Origin of the sequence: Janthinobacterium sp. PSRC1-1 (assembly GCF_049897525.1) — a bacterium.
In the GTDB taxonomy this organism is placed as follows: domain Bacteria; phylum Pseudomonadota; class Gammaproteobacteria; order Burkholderiales; family Burkholderiaceae_D; genus Janthinobacterium; species Janthinobacterium tructae.
In genome coordinates this window covers 1-22814 of sequence record NZ_JAFCWK010000012.1, presented here as the reverse complement: position 1 = coordinate 22814, position 22814 = coordinate 1, and the positions used below count along the sequence as shown (strand labels likewise).

The following is a 22814-nucleotide window of genomic DNA, read 5'->3' as shown; positions in this document are numbered from 1 at the left end:
AACCTCAGTGAGAGACTGGAATCTGCTCCGCAGGAACGGTGCCACCTGGCGGGCGCGACACCGCACGCACACTGGGTGCAACTTCCCCGGGCAGGGCGTACTGGACCGATTCGAACATCGGAAAAACCGTTGCATACCCAGGAATTGGGTACTTTCCCTTCGCGAGATGCGGGTACACGTACATCTCGAGATCCGGGTTCGGTAGCCGGACAAAGCGGCTATTCATTGCGCCGACCGGACCGTCGCTGGAAGCGGTTGAGCGCGCGGGCTCGTCATACGGACGCCGTGGCAATTCCGATTGGGCAGATGCGGCGTGGCCAATGTTCTCCTCCACATGTCGCTCGTAGATGTCGATCATTTTCGGCCCACTTCTCGGGAGTGGGCTCTCGCGCGGACCAGACACCGAACAGCCCTGCAGCGATACAAGGCCCGCGATAACGGGCAGGGCCAAAATGGAAGTGAGCTTCATAGTGGAACCTCCCGGTCAGTCCAACAATTGAAGGGCGCTGGCGGGCGCCTCGCTGTTACCGAAATCAAGCTTGCGCCCATCCGACGCCTTATCGATCGCTATCTCCTGTTCGAAGTGCACGACCAAGCGATCACCAGCGGGCGTCACCACCGCGTCGAACGAATTGTTCAGTCTCCGCATGATCCAGTTGCTCACTTCATTGATACCGGAACCGGCTGCCTGGCCGAGCACATAAGTGCCTTTGTTTCCGGTCACAGCTGTGGTCGAGCCAAATGCGTTTTCTACCGTCATGGTCTCCGCCATTGCAGTCGCCTGGGCGGCGATGCTCAGCGTCTTCATCGTCACCATGTCGGCAAGATAGGATGGAGCATTCGTAACAAATTTTCCTCTGACACAAGGGTTGCCGTATTCATCTGATATCCAGGCCAACTTGTTCGATTGCGTGACCGACTGAATTGCCTGACCGCCGCCCGAGCCGCCAAGAGTCGGAGTCGCCCCATCTCTTTTCATCGACACGGTTTTAATGGTACCGTCGTCGAACACAAACGTGAGGGACTGGATCAGCCCTTCCGAGCAGCTCAACGCCATATCGCCAATCGCGATACCGGACATCACGATGCCAGCAACCGCATCCGGCACACGATGACCATTGGCGGCCAAATTATCCCTGCCTATCAGGAGTTTGAATTGCATGGGGTCATGGACCTTGCCATCGATCGGCACACGCCCCACCAGCGCGGTCATCAGCGTGGCCTTAGTCATGGTCGCATTTTCGGGAATGGTGTAAAAGGGACGCGGCGTGTGCTTCTCCTGACCGCTGGAGATACCGCGTACGGTTTCGACGCTGGAGTCGCCAGCCGCCTGTGTTGGTTCACCCTGGCGCACCGGGCGCCCCACCGAGTTCACGATGGCAACGGTGCCGTCGCCTGCCTTCGCTTCTTTATAGCCCACCGGCAGATGCCTGGTGTACGTAGCAATGGTTCTACCGTTGGACGCTGTAATTGCATCAGCCGTCTTGGAGTCATCATAGCCCAAGCCACTCGGGATACCCTTGGGATTGGATGAACCCAGCGAGTTCACCATCGTCGAATAGCCGCCAGTGGCCGCGTCCACAATGCCGCCGAGTGCAGTGGGCGATTGTTTCCCTGGCTTCGATTGTCCTGTTTGCTCGGTAACCCCAGCTTCCGGCGACACATTCGCATGCAGTCGCTGTTCGGCCAGGACCCGTTCCGTCACCTGGGCAACGATAGTCGCTTGGCTGTTCTGCAGCTTTGCATTTTCCTGCTTCAGCAGATCGTTGGCATCAATGACCTTTTGCACCTTGTCACGTAGATCGTTGTTGCTTGCCGTAACTGTCTTCAAGGTCTCGCTTGGACTATCCGCATCCGCACGGCGCGGCGCCGCTGACAGCGCCTCCACGCCAAATAGCCCACCCGAACGCGCAGGCGCCTCATCACCAGGTGCCGCCGGCACCACCAGTAGCGGATCGGCCACCTTGACGGGCGCTGATTGGCCGCCCCCGTACCGGGCAAACAGCACGTATCCCACGATCAGCAGCGCGCATATGCTGAAGATCGGTGTGAGCTTGTTCTGGGTTATCGCTGGCACAGTATCACCTCATCTGCATGAATGGAACGGCTGGCCACAGACCAGGTACAGCGTGGTGTTGTCATAATCGGATCCTGATGCCAGGACGCGATGATGCTGCAGGGCAGCAGCGATCCAGCGCCCCCTGATCTGCTCAAGGTCCAACGAGACGGAGCGCCCCTCCAGGTTGACTACCTGAACGGCCGTGACATATAGATCCCCCGAACGCCATTGCCCGATCGGGCGGCTTTTTGTACGTACACCCCGAAACAGTCCTTCGATACTCTTGTTATCGGTTGGTATGCTGCGCACGCCGTCGGAAGAGGGTTTCAGGCGCCGCGGTGCGTAGACGGTCTGCGCAGCGTACCGCGTTAGCTGAACCATATCGAGCGCAGGCGATTGCTCATCCGCGCGGTCCACCTGCTGCTGGTTTGCCGGAAGCTGATCCTCATAATAGACCTCGACTTCTGAGCTTAGCCCGTCGACTGTTCCCATTCCCAGCAGATCCATGGGAATTGTTTGTCCGGTAATAAGATCATCCACCAGCACCCTGATAGGTGCACTCCGTTGCGCCAACATCGTAAAGTACGCAGTCCGCCCGATAATTTGCATATCAACGTCTGTTTCCGCGCCGGATGGCAGCGAGATCGCCACCGGATTAGGGAATGTGACCAACCTTTCAGCCGTCCCCAGTACAATTCTCAGCGGATGACGCTTGAATTCGATGCGTTCCGGCTTTGTGTTAACGCTCCCGTCCGTCGCTGCACGTTGTCGAGCCTCCTTTGCTTTGCGTGGAGGGGGATTCGAGTTCGTCCCGGCCGACTTCGCCGGTGCCGGTGCCGCCATACCATCGCGTGATTCTGGCGCCATGCCGCTGCCGCTGGACCTCACCGCCGGGTTAGAAGTGGCATTTGCTGCTGCGATAGGTTCGACAGGTTGCGTGCCCACTTCTCCCAACTCCAGCGTAGGAGGACGGCCAGTTGCGGGCTGGGCATGTACCAAATGGGCTGCGGATATCAGGGATGCCGCTAGCAACACCATCATTGAATAAAGTCGGCCGTTCATGCCATTCTCTCCTTCGATTAATGGGGCACGCGCGGCAAGGTCGCCGGCGCCAGATCTTGGGGAGTCAGCTTTCGCTGCCCGCTGGGGATGGCGGAAGGTGGGGGCTGGATGGTCGTCGGTCCCTGCGTTTGCGGAACGCCCCCTCCCGCGAAGCTGCGATTCGCATACTCGTCGCTGTTCTGCACCACAGCGCGATTACCCTTCATAGCCACAGCCACAGCCTCAGGATCAAGCCGCTCCGGCTTTTTTTGCGCCGAATAGCAATCGATCGCCAGCTGAAACGGATTAATCTCGCGATCGACGTCATAGCGCACCACATGGAGCGGGTAGCGCACGTACGCGTCCTTTACCGGCACGCCGCGCGACGACTCGATGATCTGAGTGTCAAGCAGTACGTTCCACGACCCGTCCGCATGAACCAGCACCCGTCCATCGCGGTATCCCAGTCCGGGAATTTCCATGACGGAGCGCGTGCGCTGGTCAAGTTCCCCTTGACCCGCACGCGTTGTCATATCGTTGATCAGCTGCTGCTGGCACGCTGGCGTAAAAAACGCCTGCAGTTTGTAGATTTGGTTGCCATAATCCTGTTGCCCGTTTAAGCTCCACCGATTAAGTTGCTGCCATATATAGAACGCGAACAGATACACGTTCGGGGACGGCACCTCCTTCCGGCCCACTTTGATCACTGCTCCCGTCGTCAGATCTGGCGGGATATGCACTGTGACATCCCGCTCGGCGCTGCGCCAGCCAAACATGGCGATCACCGCCACCGTGGTCGATGCGGCAACCACTCCGAGGAGGCACTTGTTGAACCAGTTCGCCTGCGCCAGGGCGTCCGTGTAGCGTGCCATGACTAGCCTCCTGCCTTCTTGACGAGATGCTTTGATTGGCCCGACCGGCGTGGGACAGGCACGTCCCGTCCAGTCTCCCAGAAGCCGTCATGGTCGATGAAGCGACTCTTTTGCAGGCCGTTCTTAGCGAGCCACAACTTGAAGCGGTGCTGATAATAGTAGTCAGGTTTGTTGCGCTTCACCTTTGCCAGCCAGCCGGCCACTACCCACACAGTGAGCATGGGCGCCAGCGATGCGATCAGCACCCCCAGCGCCCAGATACTCGTCACAAACGCAACCACCAAGCCAATCACCGCATAAATCGGCATCACAATAAAAATGGCCATCTGCGCCTCAGAGGATGTCAATCCGCGCAGAATGACAGGCTCTCGATTTGCTCTATCGGTCAATGGTGCATGGCCACTGTTTGGATCCTTTGATCCGCCGTCGGAAATATCGTCCATGATCAAGCTCAGGGTCGCATCGTTTAACCAGATCAGAGAATGCCGGTGGCAGTCGTCAGCAGGTAAATCACCGTGACCAACATCACGACACCGATGAAGAAGAACCATTTCAGTTCGCTCAACTCGACTTTACCTCTGCGCCACTCGCCAAATTTGGCGATGGCGCCCCCGCCAACTTCGACAAAGGCCCCGGCCGCCACCATCAGTACAAGGACAGCAATGCCCTGCTTCCAGTATTGCCGTAACAGCTGCACGTAGTCCCCGGCCGCAGCACCGCCTGTGGGCTGTACGGCTGCCGGCAGCTCTGCCATTGCCGGCGCTGCCACGAACGCCGCAGCGAGCACCAACATTGCTGCGATGCAACGCCGATTTTCCGTGATGAGTGAACGAGCACCGGTTGATACCGTCTCCATTTTTTTCAAGTACGACATAGAACCTCCTTATTGAGGACCAACCAAGCGCCAGGCGTCGAACCGTCTTTTGCTTTTGTCCCGGATTAACATCAAAGATTTCGCGGTCATCAAAAACATCGGCGCCACCGCGTTTAGCACCAATCGGATACTCGCGACTGGGTCCCTATTGGCCCAGCATGTTCACTTCAAAAGATAGAAAAACACCATTAAAATTGTTACTACCCGCATCACCAGCCAGCCATTGCGGACAAACAGCTTGGGATGTTGCATGACTTCGATGAGCAGCATGCGGACGGCATTCGCTCCCCATACAACGAGAGAAGCGGCCAATGCGAGACCAATGACCAAGGCTACGCCTGCCGCGGTGCCGCCTGACGCGGCGTCAAAGGCAATACGCATAGTAGCGGTCATGGTTTAGCCCTCTCCATCGACGTTCTAGTTTCTGTAATCGCCCGCTAGCGGCTGCACACGTTGCGGCTGGCGTGGCCGTTGCAAATGGTCATCCACACCTGCACGAACCAGCCGCAAATCACGCGTGAGCAAGTCATATCGGAAGCGTGCTCCGCCACTGGTTTCCGCCTCTTTAGCGGCATCGCTGATCATTCTTTGCAGCTGGCTCAGTTCATAGCTGATCCTCGTCAGGTTCTCCCGCTCCGTATCTTCATCGGCATGCGAGACAGAGGCAGCGGTCATTGCAATCGATATGACCAGCAACGCGGCCGATCGGAATCTCTTTATCAGCAACACGGACGAAAATTTCATCACGCCTCCCCTCACAAGTATTTTTTGAAAGTGCTGACATACATGGACAGCGAAGCTGCTACCAGCACGGTAAAGACCAGCACCATGTACGCCGGGTTGAAGCCGCCGAAAGGCCACGCCAGGTATATCCCGAAACCACCCGATATCGACCAGACCGTTGCTTTTTTTGCTCGGTGGTAGACAAAGCTCGACTCGCGTCCACCGCCCCAGCGGCGCAGGTCACGACGCACCAGGCCATCGACGATCCCCAGCAAGCAGGCAAGCAGGAACGAAGGTAGCGCGAATATGACAACGAACAGTCGCATCGCTGTATCCATGGCGATGTACATCGCCACCATGAAAACCTTGGCAAGCTCCCGTTTGAGCAACGCTAGGGTCTTGCTGAGGCTATCGGCTGAATCAGGAATCGGCTTCAAACTGGCTTCGTAGTATTTCAACGCTCCCATCGCGATGAATGGGCGGGACACAGCCTTGATGACTTTGTGTTCGAACGCCACGGTATCTTGGATCAAGACCGATCGTGGATACTCGCTGATGAAACGAAGATTCTCCTCGACAAGTCCGCGAGCGTGATCTACCCCCTTGTCGGCCCACAGCCACGAGGTCTGCATGCCCCCGTAGGCAATCATGACCCCTATCCCCCAAGCAAAAATCGTCGCCAGCGCGCCGCCAAAAGCGATTTCGATGACAATGCCTACTGGCCCTCTGCTAACCGGTCCGACCGGGGCGGCATTGGTCCCAGAGCTCGCTGCGTGGGCTGTCATGTCTGATCTCCGTCACCATCATCCAGCGTCTCACCAGACGCAGTGGTGCCGAGATCCCGCAGCGATGCCAACACAGGCATATCAGCTTCAGGCTCAACATTCTCCTGCCCCTGCGCCATCTGGGCATCTAACTCAGTCGGCACGAAAATAGGTGTTGCAATCGGAAGCGTGACATCCGCATCGGAAAACCAGTCATTTTCCTTCCACCACTGCTCTGAGGTCCGATAGCGGCTACGCATATCTTCACAGACGGCTTTCAATGAGGCAGGGATATGCATGTCGTCAGTCGGATCGGCCAATGGAATCCGTAGCTTGTAGAGGCGGTTACCTTCGAGGAGCGCAAATGCCTGCCCGGTGGGCAGCTGCATGATGTCGGCGACATCGATTAGCGGCACCTCCTTGGTCGCCACCCGGTCTTGGTTGTTCGAGATGAAGTCGATGCCGTCACCCTCTGCTGCCTTGTCGGTAACGCCGGATACCAGCGTGAGGGTGGCAACTTCCACTTTCGGTACCTGGTCGGCGATGAACTTGGCGCTGTCGAGGTCTTTGGTGCGCAAGGTGATAACGTGGTTGAAGTTCCCCAGTAGCTGTTTTGCCTTGGCGGCGTCTTTCAACTTTGCCTGCAGGTCCGAAACGGTCTGGGTGTAGGCGGTCACACGCATGCCGGCGCCGCCCATTCGATTCACCATCGGAATGAACTCGTCTCCAAGTATTGCTTCGACCTCATCGAAATGGCCGCAAATGTGCGGAAGCAGGATCTTGCCGTCAGCTCTGTCCGGATCGATGCCATGCTTGTAGATCTTGCCGCCAATCGAGACGAGATCCGCGAGCATCGAATTTCCAACGGCGCCCGCGATGACAGGATCGGATAGCGCGTCGAGGCCAGCGTAGACGATGCCACCCTGCCGTATCACCTGCATCCAGTCGAAGATCGGCCGCGGATCTTCCATGTTGAAATAGTCGGGGCTGATTAACTTACCGATGGCGCCCGTCGTGAGTTTTTCCAGAAACGGGCCGAGCGAGGCAATGATCTTTTCGAAGAACGACTTCTCGTAACTGACTGCTGTGGAAAGTCCATCGAGTATCGAATCTTCGATCTTCTGTTGGAACTTTCTGGCTACGATAATCGTCGCCGCGAGGGTCGGCTGGCGGTCCTGGAGCGAGCGAGGAACAGGTATTTTCTTCTTCGCTATTTCGGTTGCACAATTGGCGACCACATTTTCCCAGCCACTGATGCGACCTGCCTTTTCTGCGCGGTCTAACGACAGTTTGGCGTACGCAATGAAGAGAGGCTCGATGTCAGTGATGTTGCGCAGGATGCCGTTGTAGGTGGGAACCTGGCCCAGTGCCACTTGCGCTTGCGCCACCAAGTTAGTGAACCGCCAAGAGAATTCCTTGAACGCGGCCGAGTTTCCACTGGATGGCAGCCCGTTGGTCGTCCGGGTGGCGATCTCGGTGATCCTGGAAAAGTTGCCAATCCCATTGTAGCGTGCGGAAAAATCCGGATAGCCGAGGTGGAACAGGTACAGATGATCGAGCCGTCCAGCCCTTGATGCCTCAGCGTATACACGCATCATCAATTCGGCATCCCCTTTGGGATCGATGATTATGACAACATAATGGTCATGGATGTCCTGAGTAACCAGCAATTCGAGCAGGCGCGTCTTGCCGACGCGCGTCGTCCCCTTGATCAGCACGTGGCCCGTTCGCGCCGACTGACGCAGTATTACCGGTTTCTCGTTCGGCTCCACGCCATGCAACACGCGTGAGCCGCCGAGATCGATCAGCGGGCGTACAGGATTCCATGGCACATCGCTCTTCGTGAGCGTCGCAAGCTTCTGGAGCATTGATGGCGAGCTGCGGCTGTCGCTGGCAGAGAACACCCAGCGCTCGTATCGTCGCACGGCTTGATCGAGCAACAGGCGCTTGCGAGACAGGTTGACGAATGGCTCCGCCTCCGGACGGTTCGCGTCGAGTTTGCGCTGGGTGTGCTTCTGGGTCCACAGAAACCCTTCGCCCAGGTACAACACATCTTTGCTACGCGCGATACGGTGCAACTGCGTGTGTGTGATCTTGTAGTGCTTCAAGCCGTACTGATACTTGCCGACACTTCGCGCCTGCTGAAATCTCACTGCAGCAAAGCCGAGCGCGATGGCGCCGGTTGCATAGCCCAGCCTTGCTGGCAGCATCAATGCCCAAGGCGCGCACAATGCCAAGATGCCGCACGCTGCCGCCACAGCCGCGCTTTGATACTCGACCTTTGGACGGAGCAAAGGCTCCAGCACGTACGAATGGTTGCTCATCGTCCGCTCCCGATGTCCCGGCCAGCTGGAAACTGGCCACGCAAGTCCTGGAGCACGTCCCCGTGCTCCAGCAGCAGAAACGGGTAACGGTTAATGCCATTGGTTTGCAATAGCCGAATCAGGTGCGGCGCTGGATGTGGCACCATCGGCAACGAACTGGTGCGACGCATTGCTTTGAACGTTGAAACATCGTTCACAGAAAGCACAATGCCGACAGCGCCATGACGCAACAGCACATCATGGTTTTCGGTGAGCCATTGTAAAGAGAGCGGATCGCTCCCCACGATAAAGATGGGCCGCGTGAGCCATTCTGGCATGTCGATGGCGTGATGAATGTCCTCGAGCTTTCCGGGTGACATTCCGTCGGCACGCACGGGAAAAGAGACGAGGGGTGTCTCAGTGTCGCTTTCCGAACTGTCCAGCACGTGTACCAGGTACTGGATGGAGCTCACTGTGCGCCCAGTATCAGCCAGTACCTGTGGACCGGCAATCGCAGTTCCGAAACAGGCAGAGACGACGGCGAGCATTACCTTCCAGGGGAGCCGAGCCATCATAGCTTCCCCCAATTAGATGGGATTCGACCAAGATGCCGGAATACCGAAGTGGCATAAGGATCTCCAATGGCTGGATCGGCGTTATGGTAGTTGGCTACCGCGCGAAACCAGTTTCCGGTCTTCTTGAAATGATTCTGGAGAAGTTCTGCCCCCACTTCCATATTGGGATAGGGGTCCAGCGCACGGGCCGGGTTGCGAAGCTTGATGTGATGGTACCGCCAGCATATTTGGAGCAGGCCAATATCGACGAGCAAGATCCCCATCCGTAAGCATTCGACCAAGGCAGCGAAAGCGGCACGGTAGCTGTCGAACCGCTTCGGCACGCCCTGAATGTTAAGTGTCCACGGATAAGGCAGGGCGTTTTTTCCGAAACGCATTTGTGACTCCTGCAGCGCAACGGCATACAGCACAGCAGCAGGAACACGCTTTATCTTGGCCACGTGCTGGTATCCAGGCGGTATCGGAGCAGGACGTGGCCATCGTCCTTCGGCGATGGCGTTGCTGGCGTACGCGCTGCCCAAGATAGGAGCGAAACCCAACGCCAAGAAGTTTCGCCGGGTGATCATTGTGCCCCCCCGCCTCCACGCCGGATTGGCCGTGTGCCATGACGCGGTAGATTTGCGGCATCAGTCGTACCCGTGGACATGTCGGCGGCTTGCAAGCCCGAAAAGTCGATAACCTTCTCATTCGGATACAGGCGTTGAATCGCGATTTGGTAGGCCATTGCCCAGGCCAGTACACGTTCGGTGTCCTCATGCATAGCCTTGGCGAACATTTCTGCATATTTGCGCCGTTCGGCGTCGCTGCGGGCGTGAATCCCCAGCGCTTCGACCGGTGATAGGTTCGGCACGGAGAAGCTAGCACGTGGTCCCTTGAGCAGCAGTTTTGCACGCTCAAGCTCGTCAGCGGTGAGCCCCCAAACTTGCCGTGCGATCTGGTCCGAGGCCTGTGTTGCAGTCGCTTGCGCCTCCATTTGGGCTATGGCTGTCGACTGTTGTGAGCGCGCAGTGATGGTCGTGTTCGACGATGTTTGGGCACTCACATTTGCGCCCATCAACAGGAACAAGAAAATAACGGGTTTCATAGGTGTCTCGCCGAAGGTCATTCTTCTCTGTTCAACACGACATCGCCACGGTCTGTCGCCAGAATTGCGCGTTGGCTTCCTACATCGGCTCGCTTGACAGTTACCCGTCCTTGCTTTTCACCCTCGTTCAAAAATGTCACTTCCGTACCGTCGCCGCGTTTGCGGCCTACCACCACGGAGGGTTTGTCGCCCCACAGGTCGATGGACAGCAATTGGGCCGAGTCGGGATCAGCGTTTGAACGGGTCGGCATGGTACGCGTTGGCGCTGCGGCCTCACTGGTTTTGACCGGCCGCTTTGGCACGTGGGTCAACTTTGCTACCTGCTCCTTCAAATCGACGATGCCTTGCTCAAGGCTGGCGAGCGCGTCGGCATTTTGTTGCAAGGCTTCAAGAATCTCCCGCGATCCAACATGCTCGACCGGATTGGACTGCTGGTTTCGCGCACCATCGCTTCCGGGAACTGGCCGTGACGCAGCTGCATCGGCCGAGGTCGAATTTTCCAGAGCTGGCACAGCTGGCACAGCGGGCGTTACGGCCGTTGCAGTTGCTGCACCTGCCGGCACGCTAGGATTCGCAGCCTTCATGGGTACTGGCACCACTTGAGCACTGGCGACAGGATCGGGAAGCTTTGGCGGCACTTGTGGTGCGCGTCCGTTCATCGCGAGTTGCACTGCCACTATGGCGCAGCACGCCGCAGCTGCCCACAACAGCAGCTTCCTTGACCGAACTTTCGCAGGTGCTTCCGGAGCGGCAGGACTGCCCACCGGGACCGTTGGTCCCGCAGTAGTAGAAGTTGTGTTTTGCTGGGTCATGGCATGGCCTCTTCCGGAGTCGTCTATACGTGGCTATAAATGGATTAGTCGGCAGCGTGACCGGACGCTACTGCCGCATCCGATTTGTTGCGCTGCTCGGAGGTTCCTGGCGCTCTGACAGCGGCATCGGTTTGCACCGCCGGATGAAAAGAAATACGCCTGCTGGCGTGATCGGTGCTTAAATCAAAAGCGGGGCCTATCAGGATTTTTAGCATTGTGTCCACGCGGTAAGGTCCCAGCGTCCGTTGTGAGTCCGGCAGCCGCTTGGCGAGCAGTGCAACAACCTGTGGATCCAGCTGGCTTTCTTCGACTAAGTCATATCCGGTGCGGATGAGGAGGTATCGGATCGCCTCACCGACAGTCTTGGTATTCATCCTGGGGAAATTAACTTGAGCAACGATCCGCGTCGGGTCAATGTCGGCTGCACCTGGCTGCAGCGATATCGCCGTGTAACGATTCACCAATGTTTCACCTTCTCCGGCCCGCGCTGCAATCTTGTCGAGCACCAAGTTTTCGGCATTGGCGGTGGCTGATATCGTCGACGTATCGGCCAGAACGTTCCCTGCCGTAAGAAACAGCGTGATAAGAACGGGATTAAGAAAGCCCAGCCGCTGATGCATATACGTCTCCTGAGAGAAACAGCAGTTTGTTCACGCGCATCAAACATAGGAGGCTGCCCATGCATCAAACGCCGAGTCCTACAGAATTCCCCGGTGCTGACCGGGTATCTGATCGTCGCAGCATAGGAACTATCGCCAGTACCGTCCCCGACAAATCGGTCCCAGGTTGTGCCATTAGATAGTTGGCACGGTGCGCGGAATGTGATAGACCACCGCTGATTATCTTGGGCTGCCATGGCGCCACCGGATGCCACACCTCTATTTATTAGTTGTCAAGGTGGTGCTATGCTGTAATAGCAAAGTGGGGAAAGGTGTCAAATGGACCATCGCACGGATTACGGGCAAGGGTTTGACCGGTTAAGGGCCTGATCTAAAAGGGTGCCGCACGCTGCTATAACCCCGCAGCGTGCGGCAAAGGGTTTTACCGGTACCCGACATACGGGTAGGCTTTGCTCCCGTGGGCGGGAGCAAAGCAAGGCGTGGAAGGAAAAATCGAAGGCGCTCCCCGGCCATGCACGCGCTACCATGCTTTGGTTTGCGTCACAAGTAAAAAGGGAACCTTTCGAGGTCTCCTTTCACGATGATGTCAACGCAGTGTCTCTATATCGTCATACCGGTGAAACATGCAATTCGAGCCTCCAACCTCTCGATTACTCGTCGCACAAGGATCGCGCAGTACCCCTGCAATTGTCTCGGATAGTCAATTAATCGGAATTTTTGAGATCGCTGAATTGTTGGGGGAGATTGGCCTAGCCACGTGGATGCATCCATTGCTGATCTTGCTTGATACCTACGCAGAAGTCGAAGTGTTCGCTCCGAATGATGATCCATTACCAGCGGTCCGATCTTTGTTGCAGCAATACAGCCTGAACGGCAGTCCCCCCTTGGGAGGGAAATTCGCAGATGATTTGTGTAGCCTGCAAATACTGTTGTATGGAGCAGCCTGGTTCACATCCGGTTCGGCGATTCCCATATTGACCTGGAACCCGCTCCAAATGACATTTAGAGAGTTCAAGGCGCTGCAAGGGCCTGGTGACGATTGGAAAGCTTGGAAATCCTCGGTGGTCAATCCCAGTCTGGGCGAGGTGAGAAGGCATCTTTTGGCAAATTACGTCAAGGTAAATGGCTTCGTGTGACGGTGTCCGAACTCGGGGGTGTTGTGTCAGAATGGTTATTTTCCCTCGTGATCGCCACGGTGATCTGTGCTGCCGCAGCGCTCGGAATTATTGAGATTCGCTGGACCAGCAAACAGACTTTGCTGAAACGATTGGCGCAACTACTGCGTGACGCGTCCCATCATCTCGATGCCGGTACACCAGGCCTAGACAGAGTTGTTACCAGTGACCACTCTCCACCAAACATCCCCAGTAGCATTACCGGGCCTCAAAACACTCCGCCCGTGACCCGCGAGCGCATCGCCTATCGGGGATCCGAAACTGGATGGTACAACGTGCTTCCAGCGAGGGATCTCATCCGCTGTATCGAAGGCGATGAGGTGATAAGTAAAATCATCCGAGCCACCCGCATTGCACCAGACATTTTCGCGCACGATCTTCAACCCGCATTATTGAACTTTGCAGAGTTCGTCCAATTGCTTCCAGCATCCGAGTCACACCACCACGCCAATCCAGGCGGTTTGCTGGCCCATACGCTCGAAACCGTTTTGTACGCGCTGACCATCCGCACAGGTTACCTGCTACCTCTCGGAGCCGGCGCCGAAGTCATCGCCGCTCAGCGAGATTTCTGGACCTATGCCGTGTTTCTCGCGGCCCTGTTGCATGACGTCGGTAAACCAATGGCGGATCTAAAGATTCAATGGAAGCGCGGTAGGACCAGCGAACCAACGCTCTGGTCGGCGACCGCCGGCTCGTTGAACGACTGTGCAGCCACCGAATATTTTGTCGGATTCAAGAAGAAGAGCGAACGCAACTACGACTCGCACGCCAAACTTGGCGCCATGCTGCTCCAGCGACTGGTGCCCGGTTCTACGCTTGCATCAATGGCACACGTGCCTGCGGGCCTTCAAGAGTTGAACCAATACCTGGGCGGCGAACGCAGTGGTGCCCTGCACGAGATTGTCCAAAAAGCCGATCAGGAATCCACACGCCGCAATCTTGCCACCGGCTCGCGCGCGAGGTTCAGCTCTGCCAGGGCGGTGCCGTTAATCGAGCGGCTCATGGGGGCCATGACCTTGATGTTCGTGGAAGGCGGCCACTTGCCCCTCAATCGGGACGGGGCGGCGGGTTGGGTGTACGACAACTGCTTGTGGCTGGTGGCGAAGCGGTTGGCCGACAGCGTGCGTGAGTTCATCTTGCGTCAGGAGGAGGATGAAGAAGCCGGCTTCCCGGGCGATGCCAAGAATGACAGGCTTTTCGACGCATGGCAGGAATATGGCTGTATCCGTATCAATCCAGTGACAGGACAGGCGATCTGGCGCGTGGTCGTGACTGGGACGGACCAGGCGGGCGAGATCGCCTACAAGCATGAACTCAGCGTTCTATGCTTTCCTGTCGCTAAAGTATGGAGCGATCCATCCCAAATTCCAGAAGCGATGTCAGGCATGATCGAGGCCTTGCCCGCCGGATCGCAAGGAAAGCCAAACCGAGATCAGCAATCCCAGCGCCCAGTGGAAAACGGTGCATCAGCTTCCGTATCTGGTGCCCCCCCGACCGAGCCGATTGACGCGAAGAAGGTGCCAGCGCCCAAGTTTGTCTCCAAGGATAGTAGGGCCATGAAAAATTCGGAGACAACAGATACCGAAGATCTTTTGGACGAACGGGACACGGCCGAAGCAGAAGCGCGTAACGCACGCCGCGACAAGGACCGGCGCAAGCAGGAAGCAGAGAGTGAACCAGAAACAGTTCCTGCCCATCAGAACGATGCCGAGGATAACGAATCGGAACAGTCCGTGCGGCAAGAGAGCATGCCGCACGCAACGTCGTCCCTTGTCTTTCCAGTGCCACTGCCTATCGAAAAATTGCCTGTTCTTGCGCATAAAGGAGCCAAGGAACCATCGGCACTGGCCATCGACTTCATGAAGTGGGTACAGCGTAATCTGGCCGACGGGTCGATGAAGCACAACGAGGCCGGCGCGCCGGTTCATTTCATTGAATATGGGATGGCACTGGTCTCCCCGCTAATTTTTCGCTTGTATGCAACAGCAACCGAGGCCCAAAGTGCACCATCCGACGAAGACGGCGATTTTGCAATGCGTGTTCAGCGGGAACTCCTGCGGGCGCAGTGGCATGCCACTGCGCCTGGAGGGAAAAATGTCTGGACGTTATTCGTCTCGAAAAAAGGGGGGCTGGTGGCGAGCAAGTTGTCGGCAGTCGTGTTGAAAGACCCGAGACTTTGGGTAATGCCAGTGCCCCCTCCGAACCCATTTATCAGCGCAAAAAGCGATTCTTCGGAACGGCAGCCATGATTGTGAGTTCTAGCTCTATTTCTGCACGTTCTATTGGCACCGATTCTGCCGTCAAGTACAGACAAGCAGCGTGACCGGGAGATTATCATCGCAACGATTGTATTCGGCAAAGGCATTGAACCTAGTGGCATGGAGCTGGAGAATGTCCATTTCGAAGAAATTTGTCCGGTTTGTGCCTATGAACGTGCACGGTACCGCATATGGGAAAGTGCACAGTCTGGCGCCATCAATCTGCATGGCAGTATTTCTTGCCCGGCATGTGGCTACAAATCGATTGACGACGAAGAGCAGTAAACGACTTCCGCACCACCGTCTTGTTCAGCATCGCAAATATTGGGATCTATACTAATTGACGACCTGCGGACAGCACTTACCTTGCATCTGCAGGGCCCAGCGACCACCGGTGCGGCAATATCCAGGCCAGATTCAGGTTGCCCATTCAGCGCAGCACCGCGTCGCTAGAGCTGGTCAGTTGGTGTTTTCCAGTTCATTGATCTCTGCACGGAACTTGTTCATCAGCTGACTAGGCGCCATAAGCGTGGCCCTTTCCCATCCTGGCGGCACCAGCTCATCGGCATTCATCACCCGCTGAGCCGCATGAAAGCGCGTCAGCCCGTCACAAAAAATATTGACTAACGTGTTGACCGCCTGGCGTGAGCAGTTGAATCTGTCACCAACGACGGCCAACGTCTCGCCATCGACCAATGCCGCCCTGGCGACAGTACAGCGCTTTTTGCTGATACTAGGCAGTAATACCTGGACCGCGTCAAACTCGATCGCACTCATTCTCCGTTTTGGTCGTGGCATTGATTACCTCTAGAGTGTGAGCCTGGCACAGCTGCACCCATGCAGCTTTGCGGACTTTGGCAATTATGCCTTGTTCACCCCTCTTTTACTCATCCATGCTGGCAATCAATCGTGCCTGCACGCGCTTGGAACGGTGCTATCCGTGTGCGCAGATGCAAAAATGAAGCATGGCCAATTGGGTCATGTGGTAACTTACTGATTTTATTAACGTCAGGAAAATGACATATGAATCTTGAAAATTTCTCTATTTCCGAACTTCGCGAACTGCAAGATCAGGTCAAGAAGCAATTGAAGATAAAGGAACAGAAAGACATCAACGATGCTCGCGCGCAAATTCTGGAAATTGCACAGCGAGTAGGCGTATCGCTCAAAGACCTTGTCGGAAATGGTGCTCCTCCGAAGGTGAAGCAAACAGTTGCTGTCAAATACCGCCATCCGACCGATCCGACGCTGCAGTGGAGTGGCCGCGGCCGCCAGCCGAAATGGGTAAAAGAATGGGTCGATTCCGGTAAAAAAATTGAAGAAGCGGGCATCTGAATAGCACTGAAACCACGCCGGCTTCCACGATGCCACAGGTTAGAGCTTGCGGCATCCTGGGTTCCGAACCTCCCACCCGTACTTATTCGCGGACTCGTTTTTCATGAGTTCAACAGCACACGAGTACCCTGGAAAAGTTGTTTTCACGGTTGCCGATTTGCCCTGCGACTCGACTACTTGGGTAGCAATTTTGTCATCAGTCACCGGGTAATACAATTTAAGATATTCGCGCGCAGCCAGCGTAGCGGCGAAATCCGTGCCACTGGTGAACTGCACCGAAGCGGAAGTATGCGCAGTGGGCTCTTGTGCATTGGCGCCGGCCGCGACCAGAACAGCAACCAAAATCAGGTTTTTCAGAATGGTTTTCATTGGTAAACCTTTCATGATTTGATGTTGTAGAATGCTGTGGATGGTGCCGATTTAAATAGTAATATCAGCACTTCCCTAGATGAAGCTGACCTCGATTCCCCATGAATCGAAGCCAGCTTTTACGCTTCCATATTAGAAACTTCTCCTAGTATAGGATTGGGTTAATTATCCAGCTTTTGCCTACATGCGTTTCACAAGCTAACGCTGAACTCTCGCCTGCAGCGCACCGTGGCCGACGGTTCTTTTACCTTGCAAAGCACCACGACTCAATGCTTCCTGGTCAGCGACCAAATCAATCCGCGGTAGTTTGCTACTTAAATGCGGGGGCGCGTTGTGTTCCTTGGCGTACTTATCCATCACTGCCAGTTCACGCATAACGTCGGCGTAGGCTGGATCAATTTTTCCAGATCGAATCCGGATGATCTGACCCAGTTTGGTTCCGCACAACGCCTCGGCGCCACCTTCCGACACTTCCAAACCAGTATGTTTCAAAAAACTATAAACGATATCGGAGACGGCCTTTTGTTCTCCAATTTGGTGAAGGCGCTTGAAAGCATTGCTGATGGTCGCGATGACAGGATTGGTGTCAGTAACTGCAGGCGCACTTTCTTGTGACATGATGATTCCTCCAAAGTTTAGTACATTCAAGCAGTACAGGGCTATCACCAAACACACAGCATTAACCATCCCAGCGAGGGTTGCGCGCCGCCCACAACAGCAGCGACACTCCCTGCACCAGCAGCGATACTCCCTGCACGTCCCGGGCGGTCGACGCACTGGGTCAGCAGTTTTGGACGGACTGGTACGGTTGTGTACCGGGGTAGCAGTTTTCGACGGACTGGTACCGCTGTGAACGGGTCCAGGAGTTTTCGAAGAATTGTTGCGGCTGTTATTGGTCATCATGATGATCTCCAGTCAAAAAAAAACGAAAGGAAGACCATCCAAGCCCCAGGGGATCGAGAAGAGGTCTTCCCGATCAGGGTGGCAGAAGCGCTACAGAGACTCTGATCCCGGCGTGGCTGGCCAGGACGTGTGGGTTGCAAGAGTTTGCCCCACCGCAGTTGCATGTTCACAGCAGTGCCAGGCTACGGCCGGTAAACCATCCGCCGACCTGGTACAGGTTAGTCCAAAGCCGCGAAAATTATTGCGGCGTTCGATTGCTGGGCGAGGTATTGCCACAGCAAAATATAAGCCTCCCCGAAGCAATCAGCGTCCTCGGAAAAAGATAGATGGCTATACGCCATAGCGCACGCGATGAGACCCGCCGTCTGGGCGTTCACTTCCCCTTCGAACATATTTTCGCAACGCATCCGGAAGGTAGTATCGGCTTGCGGTGACATGTAGAAACCGCCATTCGACAACTTATAGAAATCCCAGTAGCCCCCCTGGTAGTCTTGACTCATTCTACCGAGCATGTTGTACACGGTAAATTCCAACAATACGCAGCGTCTCCCCGCCACGTTGGGAAGGCATTCCATCCGTTCGTCGACATCGGTTACCAGCACCGCAGTAATAGGGACAACCTCGTTCCGGCCTTGCAGATGGGTGTTTGCATTCGTTTCCATGATGATCTCCATTAAAAAAAGCGAAAGGAAGACCATCCGAGCCCCAGGGGATCGAGAAGAGGTCTTCCCGATCGGGGTGGCAGAAGCGCTACAGAGACTCTGATCCCGGCGTGGCTGGCCAGGATGTGTGGGTTGCAAGAGTTTGACCCACCGCGGTTGCTCAGGTGCGAGCAAATTCAATATCAACAATAGAACGAGCGGACGTCGCTGTCAACTGGATTGATGGACGTATCGCTTCATACAAAAATCGGTATTCTGGTATGGCCTGTTGAGGAAAAGCATCAATATCTTTGCGTGGTTGCGGGTGGCCAGCGTCTGGAAACACCACGGCGACTATCCTAACTATCCTTCAAATCGGACGTAGGGCACTTGTCACGTGCCAGGTCGAGAACTGGCGCACAAGTGGTCGGGACTCGTAGCGCAACCGCCTGCGACGCTATTTTATGCGTGAGATCGTTGTCATCACCGGGCTCCCCAGCTGGATTGCGAGGCAGCGATCGCGATGGCAATCGGCTGCACCCAGATGGGCATTGCGTTGAGCATGAATGTCTCGCCGGCGTCTGCCAGCAGCAGCGTGGTGCCCATCACCTCCCCGATCGCCTGTGCTGCGAGGGGCGGGATCGCATTACCGATACGTTCACGCCAGGCGCTATCACTGGAACCATCAAGCAGCCAATGCTGCTGCCGCCGCTGCGCATGGAATGCATCGATTTCTCGTTGCGTCAGCGGGTCCGTCGACCAGTATTCGTCCGGATCGATCAGCGATTGCAACGCCGCCATTTCCAGCGTGGTGAATGGGCGATGCCAGGTGCCATCGAGCGCCCGGATCATGGCCACCACCTTTTGGTCCAGTGCCGGCAGCCTGATCACATCATCAATGCGGGGATCGGCCACCGACCAGGGACCATTGTCACAGCTGGCCGAGGCACTCACCGCCCCGCAGCTGGAGTTCCAGGGCATGACCCCGTAGTGACCACCTGTCAGATATGCGTCACCGGCGCGTCGATTGTTGATTTTGCTGCGTGGATCAGCTACAGCGAAGGCGCCCTGGCCGGTGGTGCTGCCGGCAATGACGGTACCTGCAGCCTCATCGAAACGAGTGACGTTGTATTTCCCGAATGCCTCGCCTTGTCGCCGGGGATCAACAACAGCATAGGCCCCTTGGTCATCCCCGCCGATCACTGTACCGGTTCGTCTATCCCACGGCGTGACGGCATACTTGCTAAATACTGGTCCAACTGGTGGATGGATATCTAAAACACCACCAGCACTGGTCGGCCTGTAGTCACCCGCTACCGTGTCTGGCGAGCCATCCCAGGGAACGATGCGATACACATTGGCGTGTCTGGCGTGTCGATCGCCCGAAGCGCGCGGATCCGCCACCGAGTACCGCCCACCACCAGGCGCCGACTGCGCGCTGATTACGCCGCTCGTCGCGTTCCACGGCATGACGCCGTATTGACTATATTCAGCGTTGGTTTCCATGCGAGGATCGGCCACACACTGTCCCGTCCCGTGCGCGCTGGATACAACCTTCGCGGCGTCGGACCACGGGTTGATGCGGCATTCGTTACCGTGCTTGTCCGGACCAAAGTGGCGCGGGTCGGCTACGGAGAAGGATCCGGTCGCAGGCCGGCTGTTTCCAGTAACCGTTCCGGTGGGTACTTGCCAGTCACGCACACCCAGTACGCCGTTGTGCATATCCGGGACGATCAAATAATCGCGCAGATGACCGTTGGCCACGGCCAGCTTGTTCAAGCTGCGCCAGTCGCTGCCCGCCTCCACAAAGGCCAAGCGCACCCAGGTTTTCCACTGCAGGCGCGGGATGCGATGCATTGGTCCAGCAGCATCATCGCCGGGCATTGGCATGCGGCCCAGCACCTCGCCGACGGCGCGCAGGCGCTTCTTTTCTGGTTCATACAGGAACGGCGGTACCTTCTCGATATGACGGGCGACCAGCAAAAAACGTTTGCGGCTTTGAGCCAGGCCACCCAGTTCGCCGCAATCGTGCGTGGTTTCGGCCACTGCGTAGCCATACTGCTGCAGCAGCTGGTTGATCTGGTCCAACAGATGGCGCCCTCGCGTGGCCAGCCGCGGGACATTCTCGAACACGATCAAGTCGACCGGATCGTCCGCCCAAGCCTCGCACATCAGCCAGATGCAGCGTAGCGTCAGTTCATTCAACGCCTGATATTTTGCAGTCCTGCTGAGCGTTTCACTCAGCAACCCGCTGGCCCCCTTGCAAGGGGAGCTGATGACCACGACGTTTGGACTCTCGAAACCGGCTGCACGCCGGATATCGATGGGGGTCGCTTCGCGCCAACCTGGGGGTGGCTCTTTGCCATGGAAGGCAATGTACTGCGCACGGGTGAAGAGATCGAGGACCGTACCCAGCCGCCCAGGGCCGGCATTGTTGAAATCGCGGATGGCCGCCGGATCGTTGTCGACGCCTCCGATACAGCGGAACACAGCGCCGACGCTACCAACCTGCGGGCGCGCCTTGTTGAACCCTTTCTTAGCACCGCCCAGTCCACAGCAAAAGTGAAAGTGCCGAAACTCTTTAACCTCAGTGACTAGATCGCGGGGCATAGCACCCCCTCTAACATACTACGGATAGTCATGCTGCCCCCTCGCTAAGGTGAATTTGACAGGCAGTGATGCTGTTGCCACCACGTTACTAGCGCCGGCCAAGGAAGCGTGTCGTTGAATTGGGCGGCTGCCTATGCCGCCTTTAACCAAACCTCATTCTGAGCAAAGCCCCCCTTGTCCTCAGCCGTTCCTCTCCATTGTCTCAAGGAGAAGGGGATGTCAGCTGCCGCACATTCTGCGCGCAGGCTGTGAACTGCACCACCTGGCATTGGCCAACCTCCGGTGCCAGATTCACCGCCGCATACGACCCAATTAATGGAAGTACGACTACCATCGAACGCCATTATGCTGTGGGACTTGGCCAGCATATTGGTCAGACTGACGCTTTCCAACAAGGGTTCTATGCTGAGCCATCGCAATTGCACAGGGGCTGTCAACAGCCTGGGCACGTCACGATCGATCTCTTCTTGTGTAGATACGCTAATGCCAAGTCCCACGTGGAGATTTCCCTCGCCCCGATGAAACGGGAGCATATCAACTACGTTGCCAATGTGCTTGGTCAGCATCAGCCAGTCCAACTGCGGTGTATGTTGGATCAGTGCCCATAACTCCGCCCGCCTGTACGGGTCGGCCCGATAGTCGAACACATCATCGAATAACGCGCAGAACACCCGGCGCCGGCGGCCATGCTGGGCGAAAAATTCGGCGTGGACGCTATTCCAGTACAGCGGGAGCTGCCAGTCAGCTACGACGCCACACGTGCACATTTTGTCATGCCGCCACAAAATGTGACGCGCACGCGCTGGCGTATCGACCTCAGGACAGCAACGATCGCATTCCGGTGAATTTCTGCTGCAGCCCCAGGGATTGAATGTAATATCGCACCAGGAAGTGTTGATTGTTTCGTCCATGATTTCCTCCATCACTTACCTTGACGTGCCCAGCGATGAACATGTAACTCGCAGCCGATCATCAGACACACGCCGTTTGCCATCCCAGCATGGGTTGCGCGCCGTCCGCAACCGCAGTGGCATTTCCTACGCGCGCAAAGCGGTCGGAGTACCGAATATCGGATATGTTGAGCTGCCGACCCATGTACGCCCCAGTTGAGGGTGCCGCCACGCATAGCAGCCGACAACTCCGTGGGAGTGAGTGCGGATAGATCGAGCGCGTGGGTCGGACCAGTATCCGATACGTGAGTGCGAGGGAGGAAGGAATGCCGGGCCCCATCCTCAAAGCGCTCTACATGGTGCCTGCACTCACTGCAAACCCCTGTCCCCGTTGTATAGTCAACGCGCAGCCACCAGCAACCCGCCGCGCACGCATGGCGATCATCACACCCACAGCCTATGCAGTAGGCGATGCCGGTGCTGATAGCCAAGCCGTTGATCGTCAGTTTTCCAGACTGATTGTCATCCGCAACCTTCTTGTACGCTGCGGCCAATTCGATGCGGATGGTCTGTGTGGATTTACCCTGGTAGCAGTGTATATGCCATACGCCAACCTGGCCGCAGAGGCATGGAGTACCGACCAGAGAATCAATTTCATGCGGTTTCATTTTCATGATGACCACCTGAGAAAGAGTTTTCGGTGAATTCAATATAGTCTATGGAAAGCCATTGACAACCTTTTTTAGTTGTCAAAATCGATGAATGTGTTTATCCTGCCCGCCGGCCACAGCGCCACACGGCGCCACCGGCGCGGTGCGGCGCGATACTGTCAACGATGCAGCTGCTGCCCGGCACTGCCGGCGCCGCCGGCGTCTTCCACCAGCTGCTGCTGCAGCCCGGCGTGGG

26 protein-coding genes are annotated in these 22814 nt (G+C 56.5%); 5 read left to right on the top strand and 21 right to left on the bottom strand.

What is annotated here, in order from left to right; all coding sequences use genetic code 11:
• Positions 1 to 4 precede the first annotated feature (4 nt).
• The 15 genes from ACP7DW_RS22350 to ACP7DW_RS22280 form a co-directional block, all read right to left on the bottom strand.
• Positions 5 to 469 carry a TIGR03751 family conjugal transfer lipoprotein gene (locus tag ACP7DW_RS22350; protein WP_071080330.1) on the bottom strand — a complete coding sequence of 155 codons (465 nt, stop codon included), beginning with the start codon at positions 467 to 469 and terminating at the stop codon, positions 5 to 7.
• Between the two features lie 15 nt (positions 470 to 484).
• A complete protein-coding gene (locus tag ACP7DW_RS22345; RefSeq protein WP_071080333.1) occupies positions 485 to 2077 on the bottom strand; it encodes a TIGR03752 family integrating conjugative element protein in 1593 nt (530 codons plus the stop codon).
• 9 nt (positions 2078 to 2086) lie between these two features.
• Positions 2087 to 3121, bottom strand: a complete 1035-nt coding sequence (locus ACP7DW_RS22340) for a TIGR03749 family integrating conjugative element protein (RefSeq protein WP_081345010.1) — start codon at positions 3119 to 3121, stop codon at positions 2087 to 2089.
• A gap of 17 nt (positions 3122 to 3138) precedes the next feature.
• Entirely contained in the window at positions 3139 to 3972 is an 834-nt protein-coding gene (locus tag ACP7DW_RS22335; protein WP_071080336.1) for a PFL_4703 family integrating conjugative element protein, read from the bottom strand.
• A gap of 2 nt (positions 3973 to 3974) precedes the next feature.
• Positions 3975 to 4415: a TIGR03750 family conjugal transfer protein gene (locus ACP7DW_RS22330; RefSeq protein WP_170840596.1), complete on the bottom strand. Its 441-nt coding sequence runs from the start codon at positions 4413 to 4415 to the stop codon at positions 3975 to 3977.
• A 32-nt stretch (positions 4416 to 4447) separates the two neighbouring features.
• A complete protein-coding gene (locus tag ACP7DW_RS22325; RefSeq protein WP_071080342.1) occupies positions 4448 to 4846 on the bottom strand; it encodes a TIGR03745 family integrating conjugative element membrane protein in 399 nt (132 codons plus the stop codon).
• 162 nt (positions 4847 to 5008) lie between these two features.
• Entirely contained in the window at positions 5009 to 5239 is a 231-nt protein-coding gene (locus tag ACP7DW_RS22320) for a hypothetical protein (protein WP_071080344.1), read from the bottom strand.
• A gap of 24 nt (positions 5240 to 5263) precedes the next feature.
• Positions 5264 to 5590: an RAQPRD family integrative conjugative element protein gene (locus ACP7DW_RS22315; RefSeq protein ID WP_242428565.1), complete on the bottom strand. Its 327-nt coding sequence runs from the start codon at positions 5588 to 5590 to the stop codon at positions 5264 to 5266.
• A gap of 11 nt (positions 5591 to 5601) precedes the next feature.
• Positions 5602 to 6354, bottom strand: a complete 753-nt coding sequence (locus ACP7DW_RS22310) for a TIGR03747 family integrating conjugative element membrane protein (RefSeq protein ID WP_071080346.1) — start codon at positions 6352 to 6354, stop codon at positions 5602 to 5604.
• Positions 6351 to 8657 (bottom strand): type IV conjugative transfer system coupling protein TraD, encoded by a 2307-nt coding sequence (gene traD, locus ACP7DW_RS22305; protein WP_071080348.1) that lies wholly within the window; start codon positions 8655 to 8657, stop codon positions 6351 to 6353. The genes ACP7DW_RS22310 and traD overlap by 4 nt, the downstream gene beginning before the upstream one ends.
• Complete coding sequence (locus ACP7DW_RS22300) at positions 8654 to 9184, bottom strand: PFL_4695 family integrating conjugative element protein (RefSeq protein ID WP_071080350.1); 531 nt, start codon at positions 9182 to 9184, stop codon at positions 8654 to 8656. The genes traD and ACP7DW_RS22300 overlap by 4 nt, the downstream gene beginning before the upstream one ends.
• 23 nt (positions 9185 to 9207) lie before the next feature.
• Positions 9208 to 9651, bottom strand: a complete 444-nt coding sequence (locus tag ACP7DW_RS22295; RefSeq protein ID WP_170840597.1) for a transglycosylase SLT domain-containing protein — start codon at positions 9649 to 9651, stop codon at positions 9208 to 9210.
• A gap of 122 nt (positions 9652 to 9773) precedes the next feature.
• A complete protein-coding gene (locus tag ACP7DW_RS22290; RefSeq protein WP_081345013.1) occupies positions 9774 to 10316 on the bottom strand; it encodes a hypothetical protein in 543 nt (180 codons plus the stop codon).
• Positions 10313 to 10954 carry a hypothetical protein gene (locus ACP7DW_RS22285; RefSeq protein WP_139174875.1) on the bottom strand — a complete coding sequence of 214 codons (642 nt, stop codon included), beginning with the start codon at positions 10952 to 10954 and terminating at the stop codon, positions 10313 to 10315. The genes ACP7DW_RS22290 and ACP7DW_RS22285 overlap by 4 nt, the downstream gene beginning before the upstream one ends.
• A 197-nt stretch (positions 10955 to 11151) precedes the next feature.
• Positions 11152 to 11727, bottom strand: coding sequence for a hypothetical protein (locus ACP7DW_RS22280; RefSeq protein ID WP_071080358.1), 576 nt, complete (start codon positions 11725 to 11727; stop codon positions 11152 to 11154).
• Positions 11728 to 12350: 623 nt separating this feature from the next.
• Between ACP7DW_RS22280 and ACP7DW_RS22275 the strand changes: the two genes are divergently transcribed.
• The 3 genes from ACP7DW_RS22275 to ACP7DW_RS22265 are packed head-to-tail and all read left to right on the top strand — an operon-like array spanning position 12351 to position 15445.
• Positions 12351 to 12863, top strand: a complete 513-nt coding sequence (locus ACP7DW_RS22275; RefSeq protein ID WP_139174877.1) for a hypothetical protein — start codon at positions 12351 to 12353, stop codon at positions 12861 to 12863.
• The gene (gene mobH, locus ACP7DW_RS22270) at positions 12776 to 15151 is read left to right on the top strand and encodes a MobH family relaxase (protein WP_206780391.1); all 2376 of its coding nucleotides are present in this window, start codon (positions 12776 to 12778) and stop codon (positions 15149 to 15151) included. The genes ACP7DW_RS22275 and mobH overlap by 88 nt, the downstream gene beginning before the upstream one ends.
• 33 nt (positions 15152 to 15184) lie before the next feature.
• Entirely contained in the window at positions 15185 to 15445 is a 261-nt protein-coding gene (locus ACP7DW_RS22265) for a hypothetical protein (RefSeq protein WP_139174879.1), read from the top strand.
• Positions 15446 to 15619: 174 nt separating this feature from the next.
• Here the strand turns inward: ACP7DW_RS22265 and ACP7DW_RS22260 are convergent, their stop codons facing one another.
• Positions 15620 to 15937, bottom strand: coding sequence for a hypothetical protein (locus ACP7DW_RS22260; RefSeq protein ID WP_071080367.1), 318 nt, complete (start codon positions 15935 to 15937; stop codon positions 15620 to 15622).
• 246 nt (positions 15938 to 16183) lie between these two features.
• Here ACP7DW_RS22260 and ACP7DW_RS22255 point away from each other — a divergent pair, with 246 nt between their 5' ends.
• Complete coding sequence (locus ACP7DW_RS22255; protein ID WP_081345015.1) at positions 16184 to 16495, top strand: H-NS family nucleoid-associated regulatory protein; 312 nt, start codon at positions 16184 to 16186, stop codon at positions 16493 to 16495.
• A gap of 39 nt (positions 16496 to 16534) precedes the next feature.
• On the opposite strand, the gene ACP7DW_RS22250 is transcribed toward ACP7DW_RS22255, so the two are convergent.
• The 5 genes from ACP7DW_RS22250 to ACP7DW_RS22230 form a co-directional block, all read right to left on the bottom strand.
• Positions 16535 to 16864 (bottom strand): hypothetical protein, encoded by a 330-nt coding sequence (locus ACP7DW_RS22250; RefSeq protein ID WP_071080374.1) that lies wholly within the window; start codon positions 16862 to 16864, stop codon positions 16535 to 16537.
• A 198-nt stretch (positions 16865 to 17062) separates the two neighbouring features.
• Complete coding sequence (locus ACP7DW_RS22245; protein ID WP_139174881.1) at positions 17063 to 17482, bottom strand: hypothetical protein; 420 nt, start codon at positions 17480 to 17482, stop codon at positions 17063 to 17065.
• 503 nt (positions 17483 to 17985) lie between these two features.
• A complete protein-coding gene (locus ACP7DW_RS22240) occupies positions 17986 to 18429 on the bottom strand; it encodes an antirestriction protein (RefSeq protein ID WP_170840599.1) in 444 nt (147 codons plus the stop codon).
• Positions 18430 to 18891: 462 nt separating this feature from the next.
• A complete protein-coding gene (locus ACP7DW_RS22235; RefSeq protein WP_081345017.1) occupies positions 18892 to 21018 on the bottom strand; it encodes a DNA cytosine methyltransferase in 2127 nt (708 codons plus the stop codon).
• Positions 21019 to 21149: 131 nt separating this feature from the next.
• Entirely contained in the window at positions 21150 to 21929 is a 780-nt protein-coding gene (locus ACP7DW_RS22230; protein ID WP_170840600.1) for a DUF5131 family protein, read from the bottom strand.
• Positions 21930 to 22342: 413 nt separating this feature from the next.
• On the opposite strand from ACP7DW_RS22230, the gene ACP7DW_RS22225 reads away from it, so the two are divergent.
• Positions 22343 to 22612 carry a hypothetical protein gene (locus ACP7DW_RS22225; protein ID WP_071080394.1) on the top strand — a complete coding sequence of 90 codons (270 nt, stop codon included), beginning with the start codon at positions 22343 to 22345 and terminating at the stop codon, positions 22610 to 22612.
• Positions 22613 to 22814 lie beyond the last annotated feature (202 nt).

Excerpts from the sequence above, each read along its gene's own strand:
- ACP7DW_RS22260 (WP_071080367.1), bottom strand. The coding sequence starts at position 15,937 with ATGAGTGCGATCGAGTTTGACGCGGTCCAGGTATTACTGCCTAGTATC.
- ACP7DW_RS22285 (WP_139174875.1), bottom strand. The coding sequence starts at position 10,954 with ATGAACGGACGCGCACCACAAGTGCCGCCAAAGCTTCCCGATCCTGTC.
- ACP7DW_RS22315 (WP_242428565.1), bottom strand. The coding sequence starts at position 5,590 with ATGAAATTTTCGTCCGTGTTGCTGATAAAGAGATTCCGATCGGCCGCG.
- ACP7DW_RS22275 (WP_139174877.1), top strand. The coding sequence starts at position 12,351 with ATGCAATTCGAGCCTCCAACCTCTCGATTACTCGTCGCACAAGGATCG.
- ACP7DW_RS22255 (WP_081345015.1), top strand. The coding sequence starts at position 16,184 with ATGAATCTTGAAAATTTCTCTATTTCCGAACTTCGCGAACTGCAAGAT.
- ACP7DW_RS22335 (WP_071080336.1), bottom strand. The coding sequence starts at position 3,972 with ATGGCACGCTACACGGACGCCCTGGCGCAGGCGAACTGGTTCAACAAG.
- ACP7DW_RS22330 (WP_170840596.1), bottom strand. The coding sequence starts at position 4,415 with ATGGACGATATTTCCGACGGCGGATCAAAGGATCCAAACAGTGGCCAT.
- ACP7DW_RS22225 (WP_071080394.1), top strand. The coding sequence starts at position 22,343 with ATGGCGATCATCACACCCACAGCCTATGCAGTAGGCGATGCCGGTGCT.
- ACP7DW_RS22290 (WP_081345013.1), bottom strand. The coding sequence starts at position 10,316 with ATGACCTTCGGCGAGACACCTATGAAACCCGTTATTTTCTTGTTCCTG.
- ACP7DW_RS22250 (WP_071080374.1), bottom strand. The coding sequence starts at position 16,864 with ATGAAAACCATTCTGAAAAACCTGATTTTGGTTGCTGTTCTGGTCGCG.
- ACP7DW_RS22235 (WP_081345017.1), bottom strand. The coding sequence starts at position 21,018 with ATGCCCCGCGATCTAGTCACTGAGGTTAAAGAGTTTCGGCACTTTCAC.
- ACP7DW_RS22300 (WP_071080350.1), bottom strand. The coding sequence starts at position 9,184 with ATGCTCGCCGTCGTCTCTGCCTGTTTCGGAACTGCGATTGCCGGTCCA.
- ACP7DW_RS22230 (WP_170840600.1), bottom strand. The coding sequence starts at position 21,929 with ATGGACGAAACAATCAACACTTCCTGGTGCGATATTACATTCAATCCC.
- ACP7DW_RS22325 (WP_071080342.1), bottom strand. The coding sequence starts at position 4,846 with ATGTCGTACTTGAAAAAAATGGAGACGGTATCAACCGGTGCTCGTTCA.
- ACP7DW_RS22240 (WP_170840599.1), bottom strand. The coding sequence starts at position 18,429 with ATGGAAACGAATGCAAACACCCATCTGCAAGGCCGGAACGAGGTTGTC.
- ACP7DW_RS22340 (WP_081345010.1), bottom strand. The coding sequence starts at position 3,121 with ATGAACGGCCGACTTTATTCAATGATGGTGTTGCTAGCGGCATCCCTG.
- ACP7DW_RS22350 (WP_071080330.1), bottom strand. The coding sequence starts at position 469 with ATGAAGCTCACTTCCATTTTGGCCCTGCCCGTTATCGCGGGCCTTGTA.
- traD (WP_071080348.1), bottom strand. The coding sequence starts at position 8,657 with ATGAGCAACCATTCGTACGTGCTGGAGCCTTTGCTCCGTCCAAAGGTC.
- ACP7DW_RS22320 (WP_071080344.1), bottom strand. The coding sequence starts at position 5,239 with ATGACCGCTACTATGCGTATTGCCTTTGACGCCGCGTCAGGCGGCACC.
- ACP7DW_RS22310 (WP_071080346.1), bottom strand. The coding sequence starts at position 6,354 with ATGACAGCCCACGCAGCGAGCTCTGGGACCAATGCCGCCCCGGTCGGA.
- ACP7DW_RS22280 (WP_071080358.1), bottom strand. The coding sequence starts at position 11,727 with ATGCATCAGCGGCTGGGCTTTCTTAATCCCGTTCTTATCACGCTGTTT.
- ACP7DW_RS22245 (WP_139174881.1), bottom strand. The coding sequence starts at position 17,482 with ATGTCACAAGAAAGTGCGCCTGCAGTTACTGACACCAATCCTGTCATC.